This is a genomic window from Pseudanabaena sp. CCNP1317 (genome assembly GCF_034931345.1).
In the GTDB taxonomy this organism is placed as follows: Bacteria; Cyanobacteriota; Cyanobacteriia; order Pseudanabaenales; family Pseudanabaenaceae; genus Pseudanabaena; species Pseudanabaena galeata.
The window spans coordinates 21,747-42,428 of sequence record NZ_JAYGIF010000098.1 but is presented as its reverse complement, the minus strand read 5'-3'; the positions used below and the strand labels follow the sequence as shown (position 1 = coordinate 42,428).

13 protein-coding genes are annotated in these 20,682 nt (G+C 44.1%); 10 read left to right on the top strand and 3 right to left on the bottom strand.

The window, feature by feature from the left end; translation table 11 throughout:
• The first annotated feature begins 133 nt into the window (after nucleotides 1–133).
• The 4 genes from VB775_RS17110 to VB775_RS17095 all read left to right on the top strand — a co-directional run bounded on the left by VB775_RS17110 (nucleotide 134) and on the right by VB775_RS17095 (nucleotide 9,445).
• Complete coding sequence (locus VB775_RS17110; RefSeq protein WP_281006872.1) at nucleotides 134–895, top strand: pentapeptide repeat-containing protein; 762 nt, start codon at nucleotides 134–136, stop codon at nucleotides 893–895.
• Between the two features lie 231 nt (nucleotides 896–1,126).
• Nucleotides 1,127–3,031 carry a molecular chaperone DnaK gene (gene dnaK / locus VB775_RS17105; protein WP_281006871.1) on the top strand — a complete coding sequence of 635 codons (1,905 nt, stop codon included), beginning with the start codon at nucleotides 1,127–1,129 and terminating at the stop codon, nucleotides 3,029–3,031.
• Nucleotides 3,032–3,165: 134 nt separating this feature from the next.
• Nucleotides 3,166–4,521: an ATP-binding protein gene (locus VB775_RS17100; RefSeq protein ID WP_281006870.1), complete on the top strand. Its 1,356-nt coding sequence runs from the start codon at nucleotides 3,166–3,168 to the stop codon at nucleotides 4,519–4,521.
• Between the two features lie 13 nt (nucleotides 4,522–4,534).
• On the top strand, nucleotides 4,535–9,445 hold the full coding sequence (locus tag VB775_RS17095; protein WP_281006869.1) for an eIF2A-related protein: 4,911 nt from the start codon (nucleotides 4,535–4,537) through the stop codon (nucleotides 9,443–9,445).
• A gap of 246 nt (nucleotides 9,446–9,691) precedes the next feature.
• On the opposite strand, the gene VB775_RS17090 is transcribed toward VB775_RS17095, so the two are convergent.
• Nucleotides 9,692–10,237 (bottom strand): NYN domain-containing protein, encoded by a 546-nt coding sequence (locus tag VB775_RS17090; protein ID WP_281006868.1) that lies wholly within the window; start codon nucleotides 10,235–10,237, stop codon nucleotides 9,692–9,694.
• A gap of 361 nt (nucleotides 10,238–10,598) precedes the next feature.
• On the opposite strand from VB775_RS17090, the gene recA reads away from it, so the two are divergent.
• Complete coding sequence (recA, locus tag VB775_RS17085) at nucleotides 10,599–11,738, top strand: recombinase RecA (protein WP_281006867.1); 1,140 nt, start codon at nucleotides 10,599–10,601, stop codon at nucleotides 11,736–11,738.
• A gap of 281 nt (nucleotides 11,739–12,019) precedes the next feature.
• Here the strand turns inward: recA and VB775_RS17080 are convergent, their stop codons facing one another.
• Nucleotides 12,020–14,158 carry an IMS domain-containing protein gene (locus VB775_RS17080; protein WP_281006866.1) on the bottom strand — a complete coding sequence of 713 codons (2,139 nt, stop codon included), beginning with the start codon at nucleotides 14,156–14,158 and terminating at the stop codon, nucleotides 12,020–12,022.
• A 228-nt stretch (nucleotides 14,159–14,386) separates the two neighbouring features.
• Nucleotides 14,387–15,628: a TetR/AcrR family transcriptional regulator gene (locus VB775_RS17075; RefSeq protein ID WP_281006865.1), complete on the bottom strand. Its 1,242-nt coding sequence runs from the start codon at nucleotides 15,626–15,628 to the stop codon at nucleotides 14,387–14,389.
• Between the two features lie 123 nt (nucleotides 15,629–15,751).
• On the opposite strand from VB775_RS17075, the gene VB775_RS17070 reads away from it, so the two are divergent.
• The 5 genes from VB775_RS17070 (at nucleotide 15,752) to VB775_RS17050 (ending at nucleotide 20,425) form a co-directional block, all read left to right on the top strand.
• Nucleotides 15,752–16,615, top strand: a complete 864-nt coding sequence (locus VB775_RS17070) for an acyl-CoA desaturase (protein WP_281006864.1) — start codon at nucleotides 15,752–15,754, stop codon at nucleotides 16,613–16,615.
• Between the two features lie 122 nt (nucleotides 16,616–16,737).
• Complete coding sequence (locus VB775_RS17065) at nucleotides 16,738–17,208, top strand: GNAT family N-acetyltransferase (RefSeq protein ID WP_281006863.1); 471 nt, start codon at nucleotides 16,738–16,740, stop codon at nucleotides 17,206–17,208.
• 134 nt (nucleotides 17,209–17,342) lie between these two features.
• Entirely contained in the window at nucleotides 17,343–18,014 is a 672-nt protein-coding gene (gene phoU / locus VB775_RS17060; RefSeq protein ID WP_281006862.1) for a phosphate signaling complex protein PhoU, read from the top strand.
• Between the two features lie 144 nt (nucleotides 18,015–18,158).
• A complete protein-coding gene (locus VB775_RS17055) occupies nucleotides 18,159–18,995 on the top strand; it encodes a carbon-nitrogen hydrolase family protein (protein WP_281006861.1) in 837 nt (278 codons plus the stop codon).
• 254 nt (nucleotides 18,996–19,249) lie between these two features.
• Entirely contained in the window at nucleotides 19,250–20,425 is a 1,176-nt protein-coding gene (locus VB775_RS17050; RefSeq protein ID WP_281006860.1) for a GNAT family N-acetyltransferase, read from the top strand.
• Nucleotides 20,426–20,682: the final 257 nt, after the last annotated feature.

The following is a 20,682-nucleotide window of genomic DNA, read 5'->3' as shown; positions in this document are numbered from 1 at the left end:
ATTTATTAAAATCATCGTCTGCTACAGGGATGGTTTCTACTGATAAACTTACGATTCATGGTCTAATTAGCGATTAAAATCGCCCCTCCTTTCATATGTTATTTAATTTGCGTTCCTGCATTGAGAGGTGAGTATGTCTGATATACAACAATTGCAACTACTAGCGAAAGGGATAAAGGGCTGGAATCATTGGCGAAAGATCGATCCAGATGCAGCTATCGCCTTAGACAATGCAGCCCTTAGCATTGCTGATTTGCGCTATGCCAACTTAAGTATGGCAAATCTCGAAGGTGCAGATTTATATCACGCTAACTTAATCGAGGCGAACTTAGAATATGCAAACCTAGCTAAAGCGACTTTAAATGGGGCGATCGCGACAGGTTCTCTGCATCATGCCAATCTTAGTGATGCGAATCTATACAGCACTATTTTTACTTTTGCCGATCTCAGTCATAGCAATTTACAAAGATCTAATGCGATCAGTGCAAACTTTAATAGCACCAACCTCGAAAAAGCTAATTTACAAAATATCAATGCCAGTCATGCCATATTTTGGCAAGCTAATTTAAAAGGCACTGATTTAAGCAATGCAATTTTGTGGAATACCAAGTTTTACTGTGCTAATTTAGAGCGATCGCAATTACAAAACACCGATTTTAGTGGCGCAGACTTAAGCGGAGCAAATCTGCGTGATGCTGATTTAAGTTGGGCTGATTTGCGTGATGTGAATTTGAGTGGGGCAAATATGGAAGGCGCAAATCTTCATAAAATCTGTTGGGGAAAAAATGTCAAAGGACATGATACTAATTGGAATAGTGTGATTGGATTAAAGAATGCTCAAAATGTTCCTAAAGCACTCTTGTCATATAGCGCTAAGCTTTCAAAACTAAACTAAGAGATTTTTGGAAGTTGGTGCTTCGCAAAACTTTCCAAAAATCCATTGTGGCTCATTTGAAATGTTGATGTGCCAAAAAGTATAAGCAGAGCGTCGCGATCGCCTCTACTTTTAAGGATTGTACGGGAAACCCTACCAGATTAGGTAGAGTCCCCCTGATGTGCTAATCGGGAAAAGTGGTTAATCTTGTATGAGATTAAAGATTAACAAAACTTAGGAGTTAGAAGCCTTATGGCTAAAGTAGTTGGAATCGACTTAGGTACGACAAACTCAGTCGTCGCCGTCATGGAAGGGGGCAAGCCAACGGTGATTGCAAACGCCGAAGGCTTCCGTACCACGCCCTCAGTTGTCGCTTATGCCAAAAATGGCGATCGCTTAGTTGGACAAATTGCTAAGCGTCAAGCTGTGATGAATACTGAAAACACATTTTATTCAGTAAAGCGCTTTATCGGCAGACGTTATGACGAAGTTAGCGGCGAATCTAAGCAAGTCGCTTACAAAGTTATGAAGGTGGGCGAAAACGTTAAAATTGATGCACCTGCGGCTAGCAAACAATTTGCCCCCGAAGAAATCTCTGCCCAAGTACTACGCAAGCTAGTTGATGACGCTAGCAAATATTTAGGCGAAACCGTCACCCAAGCAGTTATCACAGTTCCTGCATATTTCAATGACTCTCAGCGTCAAGCAACTAAAGACGCTGGTAAGATTGCAGGTGTTGAAGTTCTGCGGATTATTAACGAGCCTACTGCTGCCGCTCTAGCCTATGGGCTTGATAGCAAAACTAACGAAACTATTCTTGTATTTGACCTTGGTGGCGGTACATTTGACGTATCTATCCTCGAAGTTGGCGATGGCGTATTTGAAGTAATGTCCACCAGTGGAGACACCCACCTCGGTGGTGATGACTTTGACAAGAAGATCGTAGACTTTCTTGCTAACCAGTTCCAATCATCTGAAGGGATTGACCTCCGCAAAGATAAACAAGCTTTACAAAGGTTAACTGAAGCTGCGGAAAAGGCAAAGATTGAACTTTCTAGTGTTACTCAAACTGAAATTAACCTTCCCTTCATCACCGCAACTCAAGATGGACCTAAGCACTTAGATACCACCTTGACCCGTGCTAAGTTTGAAGAGCTTTGCTCTGATCTGATTGATCGCTGTCGCATTCCCGTAGAGCAAGCGATTCGTGATGCCAAGATCGACAAGTCGAAGATTGATGAAGTTGTGCTTGTTGGCGGTTCGACCCGCATTCCTGCGGTGCAAGAAGTTGTTAAGAAGATTCTTGGCAAAGACCCCAACCAAAGTGTGAACCCCGATGAAGTCGTGGCGATCGGTGCAGCCGTCCAAGCGGGGGTATTGGCTGGTGAAGTTAAGGACATTCTCTTGCTTGACGTTACCCCCCTCTCCCTCGGTGTGGAAACCTTGGGCGGTGTCATGACGAAGATTATTCCGAGAAACACCACCGTTCCTACCAAGAAATCAGAAGTGTTCTCCACAGCCGTTGATGGACAAAGCAATGTAGAAATTCATGTTCTCCAAGGTGAGCGGGAAATGTCCAATGACAACAAGAGCTTGGGAACCTTCCGTCTTGATGGAATTCCTCCTGCACCTCGTGGCGTACCTCAAATCGAGGTTACCTTCGATATCGATGCTAACGGTTTACTATCCGTAACCGCAAAGGACAAGGGAACTGGTAAAGTCCAAACCATCTCGATTTCTGGTGCTTCGACCTTGCCTAAGGATGAGGTGGAGCGCATGGTTAATGAAGCTGAGCGTAATTCTGCTGCTGATAAAGAGAAGCGCGATCGCATTGAAGAGAAGAACCAAGCTGACTCTCTCGCATACCAAGCTGAGAAACAAATTAAGGATCTCGGCGACAAGGTTCCTGATGCGGACAAAACCAAGATTGAAGGCTTGGTGAAGACTCTGCGTGAATCTATCGCTAAGGATGACCACGAAGCGATCACTGCTCAAGCTGAAGAACTGAAGCAAGCGCTCTATGCCCTTAGCTCCTCGGTTTATCAACAGGGTGGTGCGGAAGCCGATCAAAGTGGTGCGGCTCCTGAAGATAGCACTCGTGATGCGGCAAGCGGTGATGATGATGTGATCGATGCTGACTTCACTGAGTCGAAATAGTAATAGCGCGATGCGCTGATTTTCCCAATAGGCTGTAGCGCGTTGCGCTACAGCCTATTGTTGTTTAGCGGGAATAATCAGCGATCGCTATATGTCGCTATAATGGTCTCAGCAAAAGAGGAATGAGATGACCCATGAGCGTAGATTACAAGAAGTTTTTTAAGGCGACAGATCCTAGTCGAACGTTGAGAGCCGATGACGAAGAGGATAAAAAATATTACATTGACTTTTCCACAGTACGTGGTGGTCAGGTTGTCGAAGACCTAAAAGATAATATTTCTTTATTTTCCGATGGACAGCCTACCTGTCAACTCTTTACAGGACATATTGGTTGTGGCAAGTCTACGGAAATTTTGCAACTAAAACAAAAATTAGAAGCCGAAGGCTTCCATGTGGTCTATTTCGAGTCCAGTCAAGATATGGAAATGGGCGATGTTGACCTCAGTGATATTTTATTGGCGATCGCCCGCCGTGTGGTGGATAGCCTCGAAACTGCCAAGGTTAAAACTGAAGCAAAGGGCTTTCGCGCTATGCTCAATGGGGCGGTTAAGATTTTGCAAACAGAAATAGAACTGTCGGCAGAAGCTGATGTACCGGGGGTTGGCAAGGTGGAAGCGAGTACCAGTGGCGAATTTTCGCTGTCTTTGGGTATTGGTAAGCTATCGGCAAAAACTAAAGATAGCCCCGATATGCGAAGTAAGCTACGGGGCTACATGGAACCAAAAACCAATGGTTTGCTAGATTTAATCAATCAAGAAATTCTTTTGCCTGGAATCGCTGATTTAAAAAAATTGGGCAAAGAAGGGCTGGTGGTAATTGTCGATAACCTCGATCGCGTGGATGATTCGCCGAAACCTTGGGGGCGACCACAAACCGAATATCTATTTGTTGATCGCGCCGAACAACTTCGCAAATTGCAATGCCATTTGGTCTATACCATGCCCCTCGCATTGAGATTTTCGCGGGATTATGGAACCCTGACCGCCAGATTTATGACCGATCCGATTGTCTTGCCAATGGTTCCTGTAGTCCGCCGTAATGGTCATCCCCATGCAGAAGGTTTGGCATTGTTACGGCAGATGGTTCTATCGCGGGTGATGCCAGATCAGAGTGATGATCAACGCTTAGCAGCGATCGATCAAATATTTGATAGCATACAAACCCTCGATCGCCTCTGTTTCGCTAGTGGTGGTCATGTGCGAAATATCATGCGCTTGTTGAACGATGCACTTCGCAAACAAAGAGGGCTGCCAGTAACGGCTGACGTGTTAGAAGATACAATCCGTAAACGCCGCAATGAACTAACTCTATCCATAGATGATGAAGAATGGAAGTTATTGCGTCAGGTCAACGCCACCAAGAAAGTGGTTGGCGATACGGGCTATCAAACCTTGATTAGAAGTATGTATGTCTACGAATATCAAGATGAGAACGGTTCTTGGTTTGAGGTCAATCCTGTGCTTGCCAATGCTCCCGAATTTAGCGGATAGGTCATGAACAAACATGCAAAATGATAATGCCGATAATGCCAACTATAAGCAATCTCAATCCCGCGAAGATGTAACCGTCTTTTACTTTTCTCCAGAGACTGAGCAAGCAATCCAGACCATGACCTCGCAACAGGATCGCTATCAAAGTGATTTGGTGAGTTCCTTTAATATCTCCTCAGAAATGGAAGATGCAATCCAAGAGCTATCTTTGCTTTTGGACATCTATGAGAATACGTTTACATTGCTGCTAGCAAGGTGCAACTATGCAAATCTGCGCGATCGCGCGATCGCTAGACTATGTGAGATTAGTTCTATGCCAATCCGTCAAGTGGGCATTGAGGCAACGACATCATCAATTTATCAGTTGATTCAACCAGAAGGCTCGACGGCAACTACATCCATAATGGTGACAGGGATTGAGCTTAGCGGTAATGTCGATGGACTAGTCAAGAGTCTGAACCAAATCCGCGAAGAGTTTCGTAAAAATTGCCATTTCCCGATTGTACTGTGGATTAATGATGATGTCCTGAAGCGGATGATTCGGGTTGCACCTGACTTTGAGAGTTGGACAACAACCATTGAATTGGCGATCGCAGGTAATGATCTTAAGGAATCATTATATTCAGGGACAGAAGCCCTGTTTAACATGGCTCTTAGTGCCAAATTGATCGATCCTAGCTATAGCCTTGGGCGCATATCGCATTTAGGTGGCATTTATCTATCGGAGTTAGATCTAGCTTTGCGAGATTTACGGAACCAAGGACAGGCGATCGCCCCCGCTCTAAAAGCAGGGCTAGACTTCATTCGCGGCATGAATACCGCCGAATTTAGTACTTCCCTGTCCTACTTGCAAGCCAGTTATCAATATTGGGAATCGATCCAAAACTTTGAGCGACAAGGATTACTTCTCTATCAAATTGGGCGGCGGCGCTATCACCTAACTAAATTAGAAAAGCATTCCCATGAAGAGAACTGGCAAACGGTTCAAGATTTGTTTTTCCGCAGTCTTGCTTGTTTTGAGATTGCCGATCGCCCCGATCTAATGTCCGAATGCTATCTGCAATTACAACGCACTCTGCACCACCTCCAATCTTGGACAGAATTAAAAGCTCTCTCTCACAAAGCTTTATCGGTACATCAAGAACAGACCCATTACCTCGCTGCTGACTATGGCTTCCTTGCCGAAGTCGCCCTCGCTCAACAACAATGGCAAATAGCACAGGAATATGCTGAGCAAGCGCTCTCACTACTGTCCCAAACCCCTAATACCTATCATTGGCTCTATGGTTTGTATTGGTGTTATCTAGCAGAAGCACAAATCCAGCTAAACAACCATGAAACTGCCTTAGAAAACCTGCTTAAAGCCCGCAAGCGTAGCCATTGTGGACATCCCCACATGTACATTCGCATTTTGAATCAATTACGGGATTTATATTTTGTACAGGGAAGATATTTAGAAGCTTTCCAAACTAAACAAGAACGCCTCGCAATCGAGCAGCGCTATGGATATCGCGCTTTTATCGGTGCAGGACAATTGCAGTCCTGTCTCGAAGAATATTCGAGCTTTTCTGGTCAAAAAAATCGATTCATTATCTCTCCCGAAATCTATGCGTCAGGACGCAAACAAGATTTAGATGAACTAACTAGGCGTATTAGTGAACCCCGTTACAAATTGATCGTTTTACATGGTAACTCTGGGGTTGGTAAAAGTTCCTTTGTAAATGCAGGGCTAATGCCCGCTTTGCAACAAACTACCTATGGTGGACGCACGGTAATTCCTATATTTCAAAGGGTTTACACCAGTTGGGATCAGGAAATCACCGATCTATTGATCGATTCATTAGAATTGTTGCAACTAAATTCTGCACCGTTGCTCGCTAATCCGATTGACCCCGCCACATCAGATAAGCACTCACTATGCGATCGCATTATCGAACAGTTGCGCTGGAATGAATCCCATAATTTCCGTTCGGTCTTAATATTTGATCAATTTGAAGAGTTCTTTTTTGTCCATCAATATCAAGTTTCAGAACGGCAGCGCTTTTTTGAATTTTTAGGCAGTTTGCTCAGTGACTTCCAATATTTATCGTCTCTCAAAGTAGTTCTATCCCTGCGTGAAGACTATATTCATTATCTACTAGAGGGCAATCGTATTGCCAATATGAGTGCGATCGACAATGACATTCTCAGCAAAAATGTTCTCTATCAAATGGGTAATTTCTCCACAGCCGCCGCCCATTCCACGATTAGGACATTGACGGAGAGAGCGCAATTTTATCTAGAACCGCAATTAATTGATCTATTGGTGCGAGATCTAACCAATGAACAGGATGAAGTGCGCCCGATTGAGCTACAAATTGTGGGCGCACAACTACAGCAGGATCAAATTAGTACGATCAAGCAATACCAAAAACTGGGTAGTCATCCTACGGAAAAGTTAGTGCAGCGCTATCTAGATAGTGTGGTTTGTGATTGCGGTAAAGAAAACTATCGCCTCACTAATTTGATTTTGTATTTGCTGACCGATGAAAAAGGCACAAGACCATTGAAAACCTATGGTGATCTGGAGAGAGAACTATACAATCTTGATCGTGAAGTGCGAGAACAAGGACAAACCATTTCCAGCTTTCTTGGCAATGCTGATGATCAGGAAGCACCAGATTCTGATAAACACAGTGAATTCGATCTTGACAAGATCGAATTGGTTTTACAGATTCTCATTGGTTCGGGGTTGGTAGTGCTGATTCCTGAAGCAACCACTAATCGCTGTCAGCTAGTCCATGACTATTTAGCCGTAATCATCCGCAAATCACAGTCACCTGAACTGCAAAAGCTGCAAAAGGAACTAGAGAAAACCCAAACTGAATTACGGCAAACGGTGCGCCAACTAGAAAGTTCCCTCAAAAACTCACAGGCGATCGCCGATAGTTTGGGGTTGAACAGTTTGCTATCGAACCGACTCCTCGACCTCAGTGAACTATCTAAAGCCATACGGATGGCGACTAAATGGCTGCCAGAGATTCAAGCGATCGCTTCAGAGACGCGCTGGCAATTAACTAGTACTATTTACCGCGCTATTTATGAAATCAAAGAAAAGAATCGCATCAATTCCCATTTAGAAGGGGTATGGAGTGCGGAATATAATGCCGATGCTTCGTTATTTGTCACTGGTGGACTAGACAATAAGATTAAAATTTGGCAAGCAAATGGAACGCAGATCGGCGAACTAATTGGGCATACAGGCGCAATTCGCAGCGCTTCCTTTAGTCCCGATGGACAGATGATTCTCTCTAGTAGTAGCGATAAAACTATTGGGCTTTGGAATCTCCAAGGCGATCGCCTGCATACATTTACAGGGCATACAGGAGCCGTCTGGAGCGCCAGATTTAATAACGATGGTAATCTCATCGTTTCGGGCAGCGCTGACAAAACCATCAAACTTTGGCAACTTGACGGTACTGAAATCCAGACCCTGAGTGGACATCGCGGCGATGTGCGAAATGTGCTATTCAGCCCTAATGGAGAATTGATCATTTCGGGCGGCTCTGACAAAAACATTATGATCTGGTCACTAGATGGCACAATATTACAAACTCTCAAAGGACATACTGCAGATATCCGATGTCTGAGCCTCAGCGCCAATGGAATGCTAATCGCCTCTGGCAGTGGCGATAATATGCTGAAAATCTGGCAAATGGAAAAGGGAGCCGACTCGGATCTTCAGAACTTGCAAGCTACAGAAATATTCTCAATTCAAGGGCATACCAGCGCTATTCGCAGCCTTAGCTTTAGTCCAGACAGTAACATTCTGGCATCAGGAAGCGCCGATAAAAATATTAAGCTTTGGGATTTGCAAGGTCACGAACTGCAAACCCTCAAAGGACATGACGAGGCGGTGCGATCGGTCAGCTTTAGCCCTGATGGAAAAAACCTGCTCTCAGCCAGTCTCGACTGCACAGTGCGTCTATGGGAAATCAATAATCGTGTACAACAGCTTTGGGATGGACATAGTGCGGCGGTACGAACTGTGGCAATTAGCCCCGATGGTCAAACCTTTGTTTCGGGCAGCTTAGATAAGTGCATCAAAATTTGGGATATGCAGGGTAATCTGTGCCAAACCATAGAATGTGAACATGATATTTTAAGTGTCAGCTTTAGTCCTGATGGTCAAACCCTTGCGATCGGTAGTGGCGATAATGCGATCGCCCTTTGGTCAATGGGAACAAATCCGCAACTAAAACAAAGTCTAGTGGGTCACAGCACAGCAGTATGGACAGTGGATATTAGCCCCAACGGACAACAGGTTGTCTCTGGCAGTGGGGACAAATTGGTAAAAATATGGCAAATTGACGGCACGGGGAATGGTGTAGAGCTATGTTCACTCTCAGGACATCGCTCCACGATCTGGACTGTTAAATTTAGCCCCGATGGTCAAAGAGTATTATCGGGTAGCGGTGATGACACAATTAAATTATGGAGTCTTGACGGTCACGAATTGGCTACTCTCCGCGATCATCGCGGCGCAGTCTGGAGTGCCTGTTTTAGTCCCGATGGCGAACTAGTGCTATCGGGTAGTAGCGACAATACGCTTAAACTATGGAATTTAGCGGGTGAGCTAATCCATACCTTTAGAGGACATGAGGCAGTTGTATGGGCGGTTGGGTTTAGTCCCGATGGACGCAATATTATTTCAGGCAGTAGCGACAATACAATTAAGCTCTGGAACCTTGATGGCAAAGAGCTACAAACCCTATCTTGTCCCGATCATACCCCCATTAGTTTATGCTTCCGACCTGATGGTTATGGCTTTGTTTCTGGTCATGGCAGCAATGCGATCGGGCTGTGGAATTTTGACCTTACCCATCTCATTAGGCAAGGGGAAGTATGGTTAGAAGACTATTGGCGACAGTTAAGTAATGTGTGAGTAAAAAGTGGACTTTAGCGATCGCCACTAGTACCAAAACTAAAGAAACCTCGGATCGGGTTAATTTCAAACTACCTCCTAGAGAGGCTTAGCGGCGCTAATTAAACGTGAGTTCGATATAGCCATTTGCGGCGTGCTTCGCACGCCGCAAATGGCGAAAAATGGTAAGAATCGCTAAGCGATTCTTACCATTTTTCGCTTTCGTCAAACTGACGTTAATTAAAGAATAGAATCCTTCTATCATAGCTAACTCAGGCTATTACGCCACTTCGCTAATTGAGCTTTAGTCTCACTATCAATCCGATTGCCCAAAAGATTACTCGTATTAGCCTTTTGTGGTTTTTGCCGACTTTGTACCGATCGCAGAGTTGCTTCCACTTCCTGTTCTAATGCTGTTGCCGATAGCCACTCAGCTCCAAAGCCCACTGCGGTAAGCTGCTGAGCGCGATCGGAAGTGACGACAATAATCCTTTTTAAATGTCTAAGCGGATCACGTCGGTATTTGCCACATTGACGCTCAATATAAGTATCCGCAGTTTCGTTATGATCAGTAAAATACAGCCTAAGATTTTTCGTTATTTTTTCAGCTTTAGCGGGTGTCGCCTGTACATAGGCATCAAAAACCAATGTCGTTTTATAGCCGTGATAGGCACTAAAGTTGACCATTATCTCGGTTAAATGCGATCGGGCAATGTCAAACCCTTGCAGATCTCTCATTTCCTGCAAATGCCGCCACAGTCCAATCACGTTATAAGCGTCCACCAACATAACTGGTGGATGTTCCGAAGACATAATGGTAGACCGCTAGATAGAATTACTTATTTCAATTCTGACATTAGACTTTACAAATGTTGCGTTTCTTTTATAGCAATGCTCGAATAGGATGGCGGCGCGAAGCGCCGCCATCCTATTCGAGCATTAAATAATAGGGACTACGGTTAGCGTGAAGGCTGAACATGATCTGAGTTCAAAGACTTTGTACATGTTGCCATCTAAATGTTGCGATTCTTTGAGTAAAAATATGTACAAATATCTAAATTCCACTAGTAGTAAAGCAATCACTTAAATCTCAGGATAAGTTTACCCCCTCAAAATCAAGAGCTTAGTGTCATAATGAGGCAGACTTATTAAACGAACTAAACCTCGAACGGCAATGGCGAAAAATTCTTCTGCAACGGCAAATAGTCAAGTTGACAAGGCTACACCGATCGCCCAAGCAGCAAAGGCTAACATCAGTCCTGAGAAAAAAAAGGCGCTTGATGCGATCATGCAAAAGATCGAGAAAGATCATGGCAAAGGCTCGATCATGCGTCTCGGCGATGCCACAAATATGCGCGTCGAAACCATCCCTAGCGGCGCATTACCCCTCGATCTTGCCCTTGGTGGTGGATTGCCCAAAGGACGGGTCATCGAAGTCTACGGGCCAGAAAGCTCAGGTAAAACTACTTTAGTACTGCACGCGATCGCTGAAGTCCAAAAGCGCGGTGGCATTGCTGCATTCGTCGATGCTGAACATGCATTAGATCCAACTTATGCGGCGGCTGTGGGTGTTGATATTGATAACTTGTTGATTTCCCAGCCAGACTCAGGGGAAATGGCGCTAGAAATTGTCGATAACCTCGTGCGATCAATGGCAGTAGATATCATTGCGATCGACTCAGTAGCCGCCCTCGTCCCCCGTGCTGAAATCGAAGGTGAAATGGGTGCATCCCATGTTGGTTTGCAAGCTCGTTTGATGAGCCAAGCCCTCCGTAAAATCACGGCTAATGTTGGTAGATCCAATTGCATCGTCATTTTTCTAAACCAGTTACGCCAAAAAATCGGCGTATCCTACGGTAGCCCTGAAGTCACAACAGGTGGAACAGCGCTAAAGTTTTATGCTTCAGTACGTCTAGATATTCGCCGTATCCAAACCCTCAAAAAAGGTACAGAAGAATTTGGTATTCGAGCTAAGGTCAAGGTTGCTAAAAATAAAGTTGCACCACCTTTCCGTATTGCTGAATTTGACATTATTTTCGGTAAAGGTATTTCTACCGTTGGCTGTCTAGTAGACCTAGCTGAAGAAATGAGCATCATCGTGCGTAAGGGTGCATGGTATAGCTACCAAGGCGACAACATTGGACAGGGTAGAGACAACACGATCAAATACATGGAAGACAAACCAGAATTTGCTCAAGATGTGGAACGCCAAGTCCGTGAAAAGTTATCCGCAGGTGTCGCAGTTTCAGCAACTAAGGTTGTGCCTGAAGAAATTGAGCCAGAAGACGACGATGTCCCTCCAGAAGATTTCTAAAACTTTTTATATAGCTGTCGCCATTCTTGCTAGGACATAAAAACCAAATAGTGTGAGTCGGCGCTTCGCGCCGACTCACACTATTTGGTTTTTTGATTTGTCCTGATACAGGTAACTATAGCAACGCAAGAGATAGATAGGACAAATCAAAACCAAAAAGATGAGTGGCGGCGCGAAGCGCCGCCACTCATCTTTTTGGTTTTATGTCCTAAGCAAAACTTATGGTTCGTTTAATCGATAACTGTTTTAAAACAAAAGGGGCGCAAAGCGCCCCTTTTGTTTTAAAAGACTAACATTTCCCTAATTAGCCATTTATTATCTTTCTTTACTAAGTCATACTCAACCGTATAGCTAGCATCATCCTTTGATGCACTGCGATCAAGATCACCGTTATAGAAATAATTTCTTGACTCTGATATTTTAGCGATTACTTTGGCTTTGCTATCACCATCAGGGGCGACACTATCAACTTCACTAGATTTGGTTTGATACTGCAAATAAGAGTTGGTAGATTTAAGTTCTTTAGCGCGTCCTTTCCAGTCGCTAAGGGCAGGATCAACTAAAACTTCTTCTAAAAGATTGTCCTCATAATCTTTGCCCAAAGCCTTAGCTTTAGTTGCTTGCCATGTTTCGATGAGTTTGGTAGCAGTTTCTTTGTCTAAGGGTCCTGGTTGAGCAATTGGTGCAGCATTAGTTTCTTTGAGGGCTTGGACTAGAGTTGTGATCGGTTTTTCTAGAGTTACAGGCTGTGGTTGTGTAGAACCACTTAAGGCTCGAACAGCCCAAACAACTAAACTAATACTGCCAACCAATAAGGCGATCGCCACCACAATTACCGTAACTAAACGACCAACATTAAACTTACGTTTTGGAGGAGATGTGTGAACTTGAGATGGACGTTTGATTTCCCTGATCGGCTCATTAACGTTTCTTGTTGGTGGTACGTTACTAGTACGGCGAGAGCTAGGTAAGCCTCGCGCTGCATTACCCGTGCCATTGGCATTGACATAGGCAGGTCGCTCAATTACGGGAGTCGCCGATCGCTGAAAACGGTTAGGAGTTTCAGGGGCATAGTTAGAAAGTTTTGGTTCTGCAACAGTACTTTTCGCAGGATTTAGATCAAAATCACGATTTACAGTTGGCGAATCATCAAGAGAAGACATCGCAGATAAGCGATCGCCACCCACAGGCGAAGTCCATTCCGATGACATTGCGCCAGTATTCGGTAATTCTTCTAGGTATGCTTGCACTTGTTCGTCGGCAAAATAATCCTTGAGCGAGACGATTTGACTCATCAGATCGCGGAAATGTGGATAGACCTCTTCTTGGAGCCAACGTTCGCTATAGAGACATAGCCCAGGCAAAAGATCAGGCGCACCTTCAGAATTTTGACGGATGAAAGCAATTTGATCCTCTTCCGCACTATTGTCGATCGCCGCACTTGCTTCTTCGGTCTGCCCTAGCAACAAAGCACATACCGCTTTTTCCAGATAAATATCTTGCTTAGCACTGAGTTTGACTAGCAGCCCCTTAGCACGACGGATCAAGGCTGGCTGACGCTGAGAAAATCCACGGGCAATTAAGGCATATACAGCGAGATAGGTTGCGACAGAAGATGGACGACGCGCTTCTTCCTCAAACAGGGTTTGCTGCTCGATCGCCGTCATATAGCTACGTAGTTGCTGGATAAACCGCAAGAAATCATCAATACCGAGACTAGAATAGTCATTACCCGAACCATCAATGCCTCGCCTTGCATCCAGCATCTCTTGCAAAAGCGACATACCTTTGCGATGTTCATTGGTGTGATTGTCAGGTGATGCTAACAATTCGAGAATGCGATAGGGGCGCAGACGGAATAGATCGGCTTGGATTTCACTGCGAATACTGAGGAATAATCCTTCCCGCAATAAAATTTCTTGAGCAGATTCTAAAGATGAAGCCGCTGACTCATACTGCCCCTGTTTCCAATATTCACGACCGAGATCTAGATAGGACAAAGATACAGATAGCAAAAGATCTGGATCATGGGGAGAAATTCTAGCGGACTGATACTCGGCTTCTTCGGGGTCGTAATAGGGTTTAGCAAGGGATAAAACCTTATCGGATTCGCCGAGTTCGTACAAAATCAGTAGTAGCCCTGCAAAGTCTTTTTCGTCAGCTTCAATCTGAGGCGGCAATGTTAAAACTGGGCGATCGCTATCTGCCTCTAATAGATCATTTGCTTCCGCAGGAATTGCGCGTTCAGTCAGAGTTTCATAAGCTTTGTCAATAATGCGCTTGCGAGAGGCGATCGCCGCATCAGAATATTCACGCCTTGGCATAGAGAGCAGGCGATCGCGATGGGCTTGATGGATTTTATCTAGCCCTGACAGGTGTGTTAAACCAAGGATTCGGTAACAGTCTAGGGGAACTCTCACTTTACTTTTCTACCCGAAACTTCAATTGAAAATGCCGATCTGAACTCCGATAATACCAACCTGTTTGCCTCTCAAATCAAAGATGCTCCGTATCTAATGCACTGAGAACGTTTGATACAATGCACTCAATTTTTTAAGTACATTAAACGCCCGAATTATACACTAAGTTTATTAACTTGGTGAAAATAGCTAAAAAAGTAAAAACGACCCAAAGGGTCGTTTTTACTTTTAAGAATCAAGGGCGATCGCTTTATCGATCGCTAACTTTTGATTAAGGCGGATTTGATAAGCTTGCATTTCTTTGGGCTTGATGCCGCTAATGATGCTAAAGCTATCAACATCAATGCCACGAGATAACATTTCGATACACCAAGTATGACGGGCTTGATCGATAGTTAAAGTTGAGCCATCGAGATTGCGATAGGGCTGTGTCCAACGATCCCACATTTGTTCGATTTCTTCTAACGACAAGGGTTGGCGATCACTACTGAAAAACAAAAACTCGATATTGTCAATATTTTGCAGCTCTTTTAAATCATGCTTAAGTTCGTTCTTACGAGTCTTGAGATAGGCACTGAGGGGGTTATTGGTTGCTGAACCATAACGATGACCAAGAATTTTTTGATTGAGTGGTACAGATCTCTCATTACCAGCTTTATCCCTAGTTCGTAAAATTCCATGATTAGCATGATGCTGGTAGTCAGTTAGACCCAAGCGCGTAATATCCAGCGCAGTGATTCCTGATCCAAATAATAGATAGGCGATCGCGTAGTCATTTACCCCACATTTCTTAGCTTGCAATAGGATTTCGCGGACAATCTCCGCAGGGATATCAATAATTGGTTTGGCTTGAGAGATGGGGATGACTTCTTGAACAAACATATCCACCAATGTACTCACAAACTCATCGCGATCGCTCCAAATCGTCTGGACATCACTGGTTAAAGTGATCACTGCGTAACCCAAAATACAAGTATTTAATAAGTTAGCCAGCTTAATTGGCGGCAAAGAATATTGCAAACGCGAATTAATCAACACATCATGGATGGCTGTAGCGATCGTCTGATTGACTTGATTAATACCTTGGGCGAGTGCTTGACGACTCTCTAGGGGATATTGTCCTGCCTCCCCAACTAGCGATCGCACCAACTCAGGCACACTTTCGAGCGCCCGCAAAGAACTCTGAATGTAATATTTGAGAAATCTCCGCAAATCACTCTGACTAGAGATATCTGACACCATGAGCGACTCTCCCACTTGCGCCAACACCAGATATTTTTGCAGACATTCTTGCAATACGGCTAGCAATAACCCATGTTTATTTCCAAAATGACGAAATAAAGTTACTTCATTAACCTGAGCAAAGTCAGCAATTTGGCGGGTAGTTGTCTCGGTGATTCCTTTGCTAGCAAACAACTCTAGAGCTGTATTGACTATGCGTTGACGAGTAGGAATTCGAGATACAGACATGAGCGCATGTACCATTGAGATGATTTGCAAGTGATACTTGCATTATTACTTAAAAAACAGTTAGACTTAGCATAACTGTAAGTGATACTTGCATCTCCTCACCACCCCTTAAGTTATTATTTCATGACCGTCACTACTGAAGCCATCTCAAAAGAACAAAACCTGAACTGGACAAATGTTGCCTTCTTCAGTGCTTTTCATCTCGCTGCCCTAGCTGCGCCTTTTTACTTCTCGTGGCAAGCTGTAATCCTTACAGTTTTCTTGCACTGGTTATTTGGCAGCATCGGCATCACTTTAGGATATCATCGCTTGCTTAGCCATCGTAGTTTTCAAGTGCCTCAGTGGTTGGAATACATCATCGCCACAATTGGAGCATTAGCACTTCAAGGCGGTCCCGTATTTTGGGTGGGCGGACATCGCCAGCATCACGGTTTTACAGAAGACAATCAAAAAGATCCCTACTCGGCAAATAAAGGTTTTTGGTGGAGCCACATGATGTGGATCATGTACTCCAAGCCTGAGCATTTTCAGCGTTCAAACTACAGCAAATTTGCACCTGATCTTGCTAACGATCCTTACTACAAGTTTTTAGATATCTACTTCCTATTATTGCAAATCCCCCTCGCAGCATTACTTTATGTAATTGGTGAAAAGGTTTTCTCTGGGCTAGGTACATCGTTCTTGGTGTATGGCGTGGCTGTACGCTCCGTAGCTCTATGGCATAGCACTTGGTTGATTAACTCTGCTTGTCACAAATGGGGATACAAGAATTTTGCGGAAACCCCTGACCATTCCACAAACCTTTGGTGGGCAGCAATTTTGACCTATGGCGAAGGCTGGCACAACAATCACCATGCATTTCCTAAGTCTGCGCGTTCTGGTTTGAAGTGGTGGGAAATCGATCCAACTTGGGGTGTAATCAATCTGCTGCAAGCAGTTGGTTTGGCGAAGAAAGTTTATATACCTGAGCCTTGGCAAGCTAAATAAAAAAGAAAGGGCGCTAAGCGCCCTTTCTTTTTTAGAATCTAGCAAAAATAGATACATTGACGGGATCAGTAGTATGTAAACCTAGTCCTAAAATGGGTTAATAGATGCGGGAATGTAAGCATATGGATCATCGCCACATTCGCTTTAGCGATCGCCACGAAGAAATTGATTTAGAACAGTTGCAAGGATTATTTCGATTGGGAGCCTTTTGGGCAAAGGAGCGCACCTTGGCGGGACTAGCGATCGCTATTTCTAACTCCAAGCCAGTCGTAACTGTGTGGGATGGAGATCGATTGATTGGACATGCTCGCGCTACTAGTGATGGCATTTATCGAGCGACAATTTGGGATGTGGTGATCGATCCTGACTATCGCGGCTCAGGCTTAGGTCGGAAGTTAGTCCAAACGGTGCTATCTCATCCTAATGTTTGCGATGTTGAGCGGGTTTATTTAATGACGACTCATCAGCAAAAATTTTACGAACAGATTGGCTTTGAGCAAAATTCTTCAAGCACTCTGGTTTTATTCAATAGGGATTGTAGTAGCGATCGGCAACTTACAACCTCTGTCCGAAATCAAGTAACGGTTGTCTAATCCTTCCTCTGATTTCGGATTTGATAATAGTATTTGTAAATACTGTCAAAACTTATCACCTATGTAACGATGTAAGATAAGTACATGAAATATCTGTCGTTTTCTTTTGATCCCATTTGATGTGTTGGGAGCCAATGATCGAAACTTCATCTCAAAGCCAGAAACGGACAAGGAGCGAATTTGAACGCCAATTGCATCGCCTAGAACAAGATTCTTTGCGAATGGGCGCACTTGTCGAAAACTCCTTCCTTTTAGCTCATGCCGCCCTATTTGAGAGAGATCTTGAATCAGCTACCCGTATTGATCCTCAAGACAAACAAATTGATCGAATCTATCGCCAAATAGAAATCGATTGCATTAGTCTGATCGCTTTACAATCTCCAGTTGCTCGTGATCTCAGGCTTTTGAGCGCTCTGATGCAGCTAATCCGTGATATAGAGCGCATTGGTGACTATGCTGAAAACTTAGGCGATATTGCCATTAAGCTTTTTCCCTATCCCCCGTCCCCCTATCTAGGGGAATTGCAAGTCATGTCTAATCGCTGTCGAGCCATGCTTGCTATGAGTTTAGAAGCCTTAGCCAATCTTGATGAAAATATTGGTTTACAAATTAAAGCGAAAGATGATGCAGTTGACGATGACTATAAGCAAATCTATAGCCTTCTCGCTTCTCAAAGGCTATTTGGCGAACCAATGGAACCTGTCATGTTGATGGTATTAGCAATTCATCACTTGGAACGCATGGCTGATCATGCAACTAATGTCGGGCTTCGCGTTGCGTATATTGTTACTGGCAAACTTGGCTAAGTTTGCATCAATGTTTGCATAAATAAAAAAGGTGCAATGCGCCTTTTTTTATTTTCTAGTTTTTTATAGCGCGATCGCAAGGTAATCTAAGTTAAGTGCCGTAAGGCACATCTGAATTTATGTGGGAAAGTTTTAAGGATTGAAATGAAGTCATATTTGGCGGCTGCCGTACAAATGACCAGTGTCTCTGATGTAGATAAAAATCTTGCTCAAGCAGAAGATTTGATCCAACTGGCTGTGAATCGAGGTGCAGAACTAGTTTGCTTACCTGAAAATTTCTCGTTTTTAGGTGACGAGAGCGAAAAGACAAGGCTTTCTACAGAAATTGCAGAAAAGAGCGAGAAATTTTTAATTACGATCGCTCAACGCTATCAAATCCTGTTACTTGGTGGCGGCTTTCCTGTGCCTGTTACTGATAGCAACAATGGCAATCAGGGCAAAATGTACAACACGGCTCTACTGATTGGTCGTGAAGGTGAGGAGCTAGCTCGTTATCGCAAGATGCATTTGTTTGATGTTAATCTGCCTGATGGCAACACCTATCAGGAATCTGCGACTGTGTTAGCAGGTAGTGAATCGCCGCCTGTCTATGTTTCTGAGAAATATGGCAACTTGGGACTATCAGTTTGCTATGACGTGAGGTTCCCAGAGCTTTATCGCCACCTTTCCCAAAATGGCGCAAACATATTATTTGTTCCTGCGGCTTTTACTGCTTTTACTGGTAAAGATCATTGGCAAGTTTTATTGCAAGCTAGAGCCATTGAAAATACTTGCTATGTGATTGCACCTGCTCAAGTGGGGATGCATACGCCTCGTCGTCAGTCCCATGGTCACGCGATGATTGTCGATCCTTGGGGCATTGTTCTCGCCGATGCAGGAGATCACATTGGGGTGGCGATCGCCGAAATCCAGCCCTCACGCCTTGACCAAATTCGCCGCCAGATGCCATCTCTACAACATCGCACCTTTTCCTGTTCTTAAGAAAAGGCGATGTAAAGCATCAAAACCCAAGAAATAGTGGTGCGGCGCTTCGCGCCGCACCACTATTTCTTGGGAGTAATACTAATTCACGAAAGTAAAGTACCGCCTTTTCTTTTTGGGCGATGTTTATAAAATATGTATTAAAATCGTAAGCAATGGGTTGTTCTGGTTTTTAAAGCGATCCCAAGCTAGATCCTCATATTTCAAGCTCATATCCCTAGGCTTTATCAATTCTTTCTCTGGCATAAGCAGCTATGCAACCTTTTCCAGTGCTTGGTAACACGATCCGTCCGCTACAACATCGCGACTTAGAGTTTATTCAGCGATTTGCATCGCCCAATGATCTCGAACAGATTGCGGTCAGCGATCTTAGCGGTTGTCGCAGCCGCCAAAAAATCAGCTTACACCAGCTAGCCAGTTGGTTACCTGCGCCTGTGCAAACCCTGCTCAAGCCCTATGTGAGAGCCTATGTCTCCGAATGTAATGGCATCATCCAAGGCTTTATTCGGGTTTCCCCTTTTAATAACAACAGTAGTACTTGGCAGATTGATCGCGTTGTGGTTCTGCCTGAAGCTCAGAATGGTCAACACAACGTCGGGACACAACTGATTCGCTATTGCCTCGAATCCTGCCTAGAGGCAAGAACTTGGGTATTGCAGGTTGACATTAACCAAAAAGATACGATCGCCCTCTATCGTCAGAATGGCTTTCAGCCCCTCGCCCAATTTACTGATTGGGAAATTGATACAGCAAGTCTGCACGAACTCGCCCAACATTCTCCAGATCTGCCAAATTTAATGCCCGTCAGTAATGCGGATGCTAGCTTGCTTTATCAACTTGATACCGCCGCAATGCCTCCACATATTCGCCAAGTTTACGATCTCAATGTTGATGATTTTCGGGCAAAAACGATCGACAAACTGGTTAATCACAGTTCCTTGCTAATTAATCATTTGCAGGACGTGTCAGGCTATGTCTATGAGCCACAGCGCAAAGCGGCGATCGGTTACTTTTATCTGCTATTGCAGCGCCCAACCGTTAATCAAACCAATGAAAAACTAGTTCATCATTGCCAACTTACGGTTCATCCCGCCTACACATGGCTTTATCCAGAGCTAACTTCACAAATTGCACGAATTGTCACGAAGCAATCTTCTGATAAATTATCTGAGCAGGTCAGTCTCCAACTATCTTCTGCTGATTATCAACCCGAACGTGAAGATTACTTAGAAAGTATTCATGCCCAACGTCAAGGACATTCCTTGCTGATGGCGCGTTCAGTTTGGCATAAGATTCGGGAGACAAAACCTGTCCTCGATGGTTTACAACTCTCACGCATGTTGTCGGGTTTGCAGCCAACGCAAAAGCCGATTCCCGGTCGGATTGAGACTTTACCACAGCAGCATCAACATACAGATGAGTCTATTTAGTTGTGAGGCTCGATTGCTTGACTTAGCTTCAGTAATCGGGGCACAGATTCATAATTGAAACTGCTTTCTTGGCAGAGTTTGAATAGTGAATTGTGATTTTCCTTAGCAAAATATACTAATAAAACCTCACCTAAAGACTTAATGAAGTTATTGTTAACTGATCTAATTTTGGTTCAATTTATACAAAATGAAGATCCACAAGATCGCTAGGATTAGATACTGGACATTTAGGCATTGGATGCACCTTTAAAAACGCT

Bases quoted from the DNA above. Each gene is read 5' to 3' on its own strand.
- VB775_RS17110 (WP_281006872.1), top strand. From the start codon at position 134: ATGTCTGATATACAACAATTGCAACTACTAGCGAAAGGGATAAAGGGC.
- dnaK (WP_281006871.1), top strand. From the start codon at position 1,127: ATGGCTAAAGTAGTTGGAATCGACTTAGGTACGACAAACTCAGTCGTC.
- VB775_RS17100 (WP_281006870.1), top strand. From the start codon at position 3,166: ATGAGCGTAGATTACAAGAAGTTTTTTAAGGCGACAGATCCTAGTCGA.
- VB775_RS17095 (WP_281006869.1), top strand. From the start codon at position 4,535: ATGCAAAATGATAATGCCGATAATGCCAACTATAAGCAATCTCAATCC.
- VB775_RS17090 (WP_281006868.1), bottom strand. From the start codon at position 10,237: ATGTCTTCGGAACATCCACCAGTTATGTTGGTGGACGCTTATAACGTG.
- recA (WP_281006867.1), top strand. From the start codon at position 10,599: ATGGCGAAAAATTCTTCTGCAACGGCAAATAGTCAAGTTGACAAGGCT.
- VB775_RS17075 (WP_281006865.1), bottom strand. From the start codon at position 15,628: ATGTCTGTATCTCGAATTCCTACTCGTCAACGCATAGTCAATACAGCT.
- VB775_RS17070 (WP_281006864.1), top strand. From the start codon at position 15,752: ATGACCGTCACTACTGAAGCCATCTCAAAAGAACAAAACCTGAACTGG.
- VB775_RS17065 (WP_281006863.1), top strand. From the start codon at position 16,738: ATGGATCATCGCCACATTCGCTTTAGCGATCGCCACGAAGAAATTGAT.
- phoU (WP_281006862.1), top strand. From the start codon at position 17,343: ATGATCGAAACTTCATCTCAAAGCCAGAAACGGACAAGGAGCGAATTT.
- VB775_RS17055 (WP_281006861.1), top strand. From the start codon at position 18,159: ATGAAGTCATATTTGGCGGCTGCCGTACAAATGACCAGTGTCTCTGAT.
- VB775_RS17050 (WP_281006860.1), top strand. From the start codon at position 19,250: ATGCAACCTTTTCCAGTGCTTGGTAACACGATCCGTCCGCTACAACAT.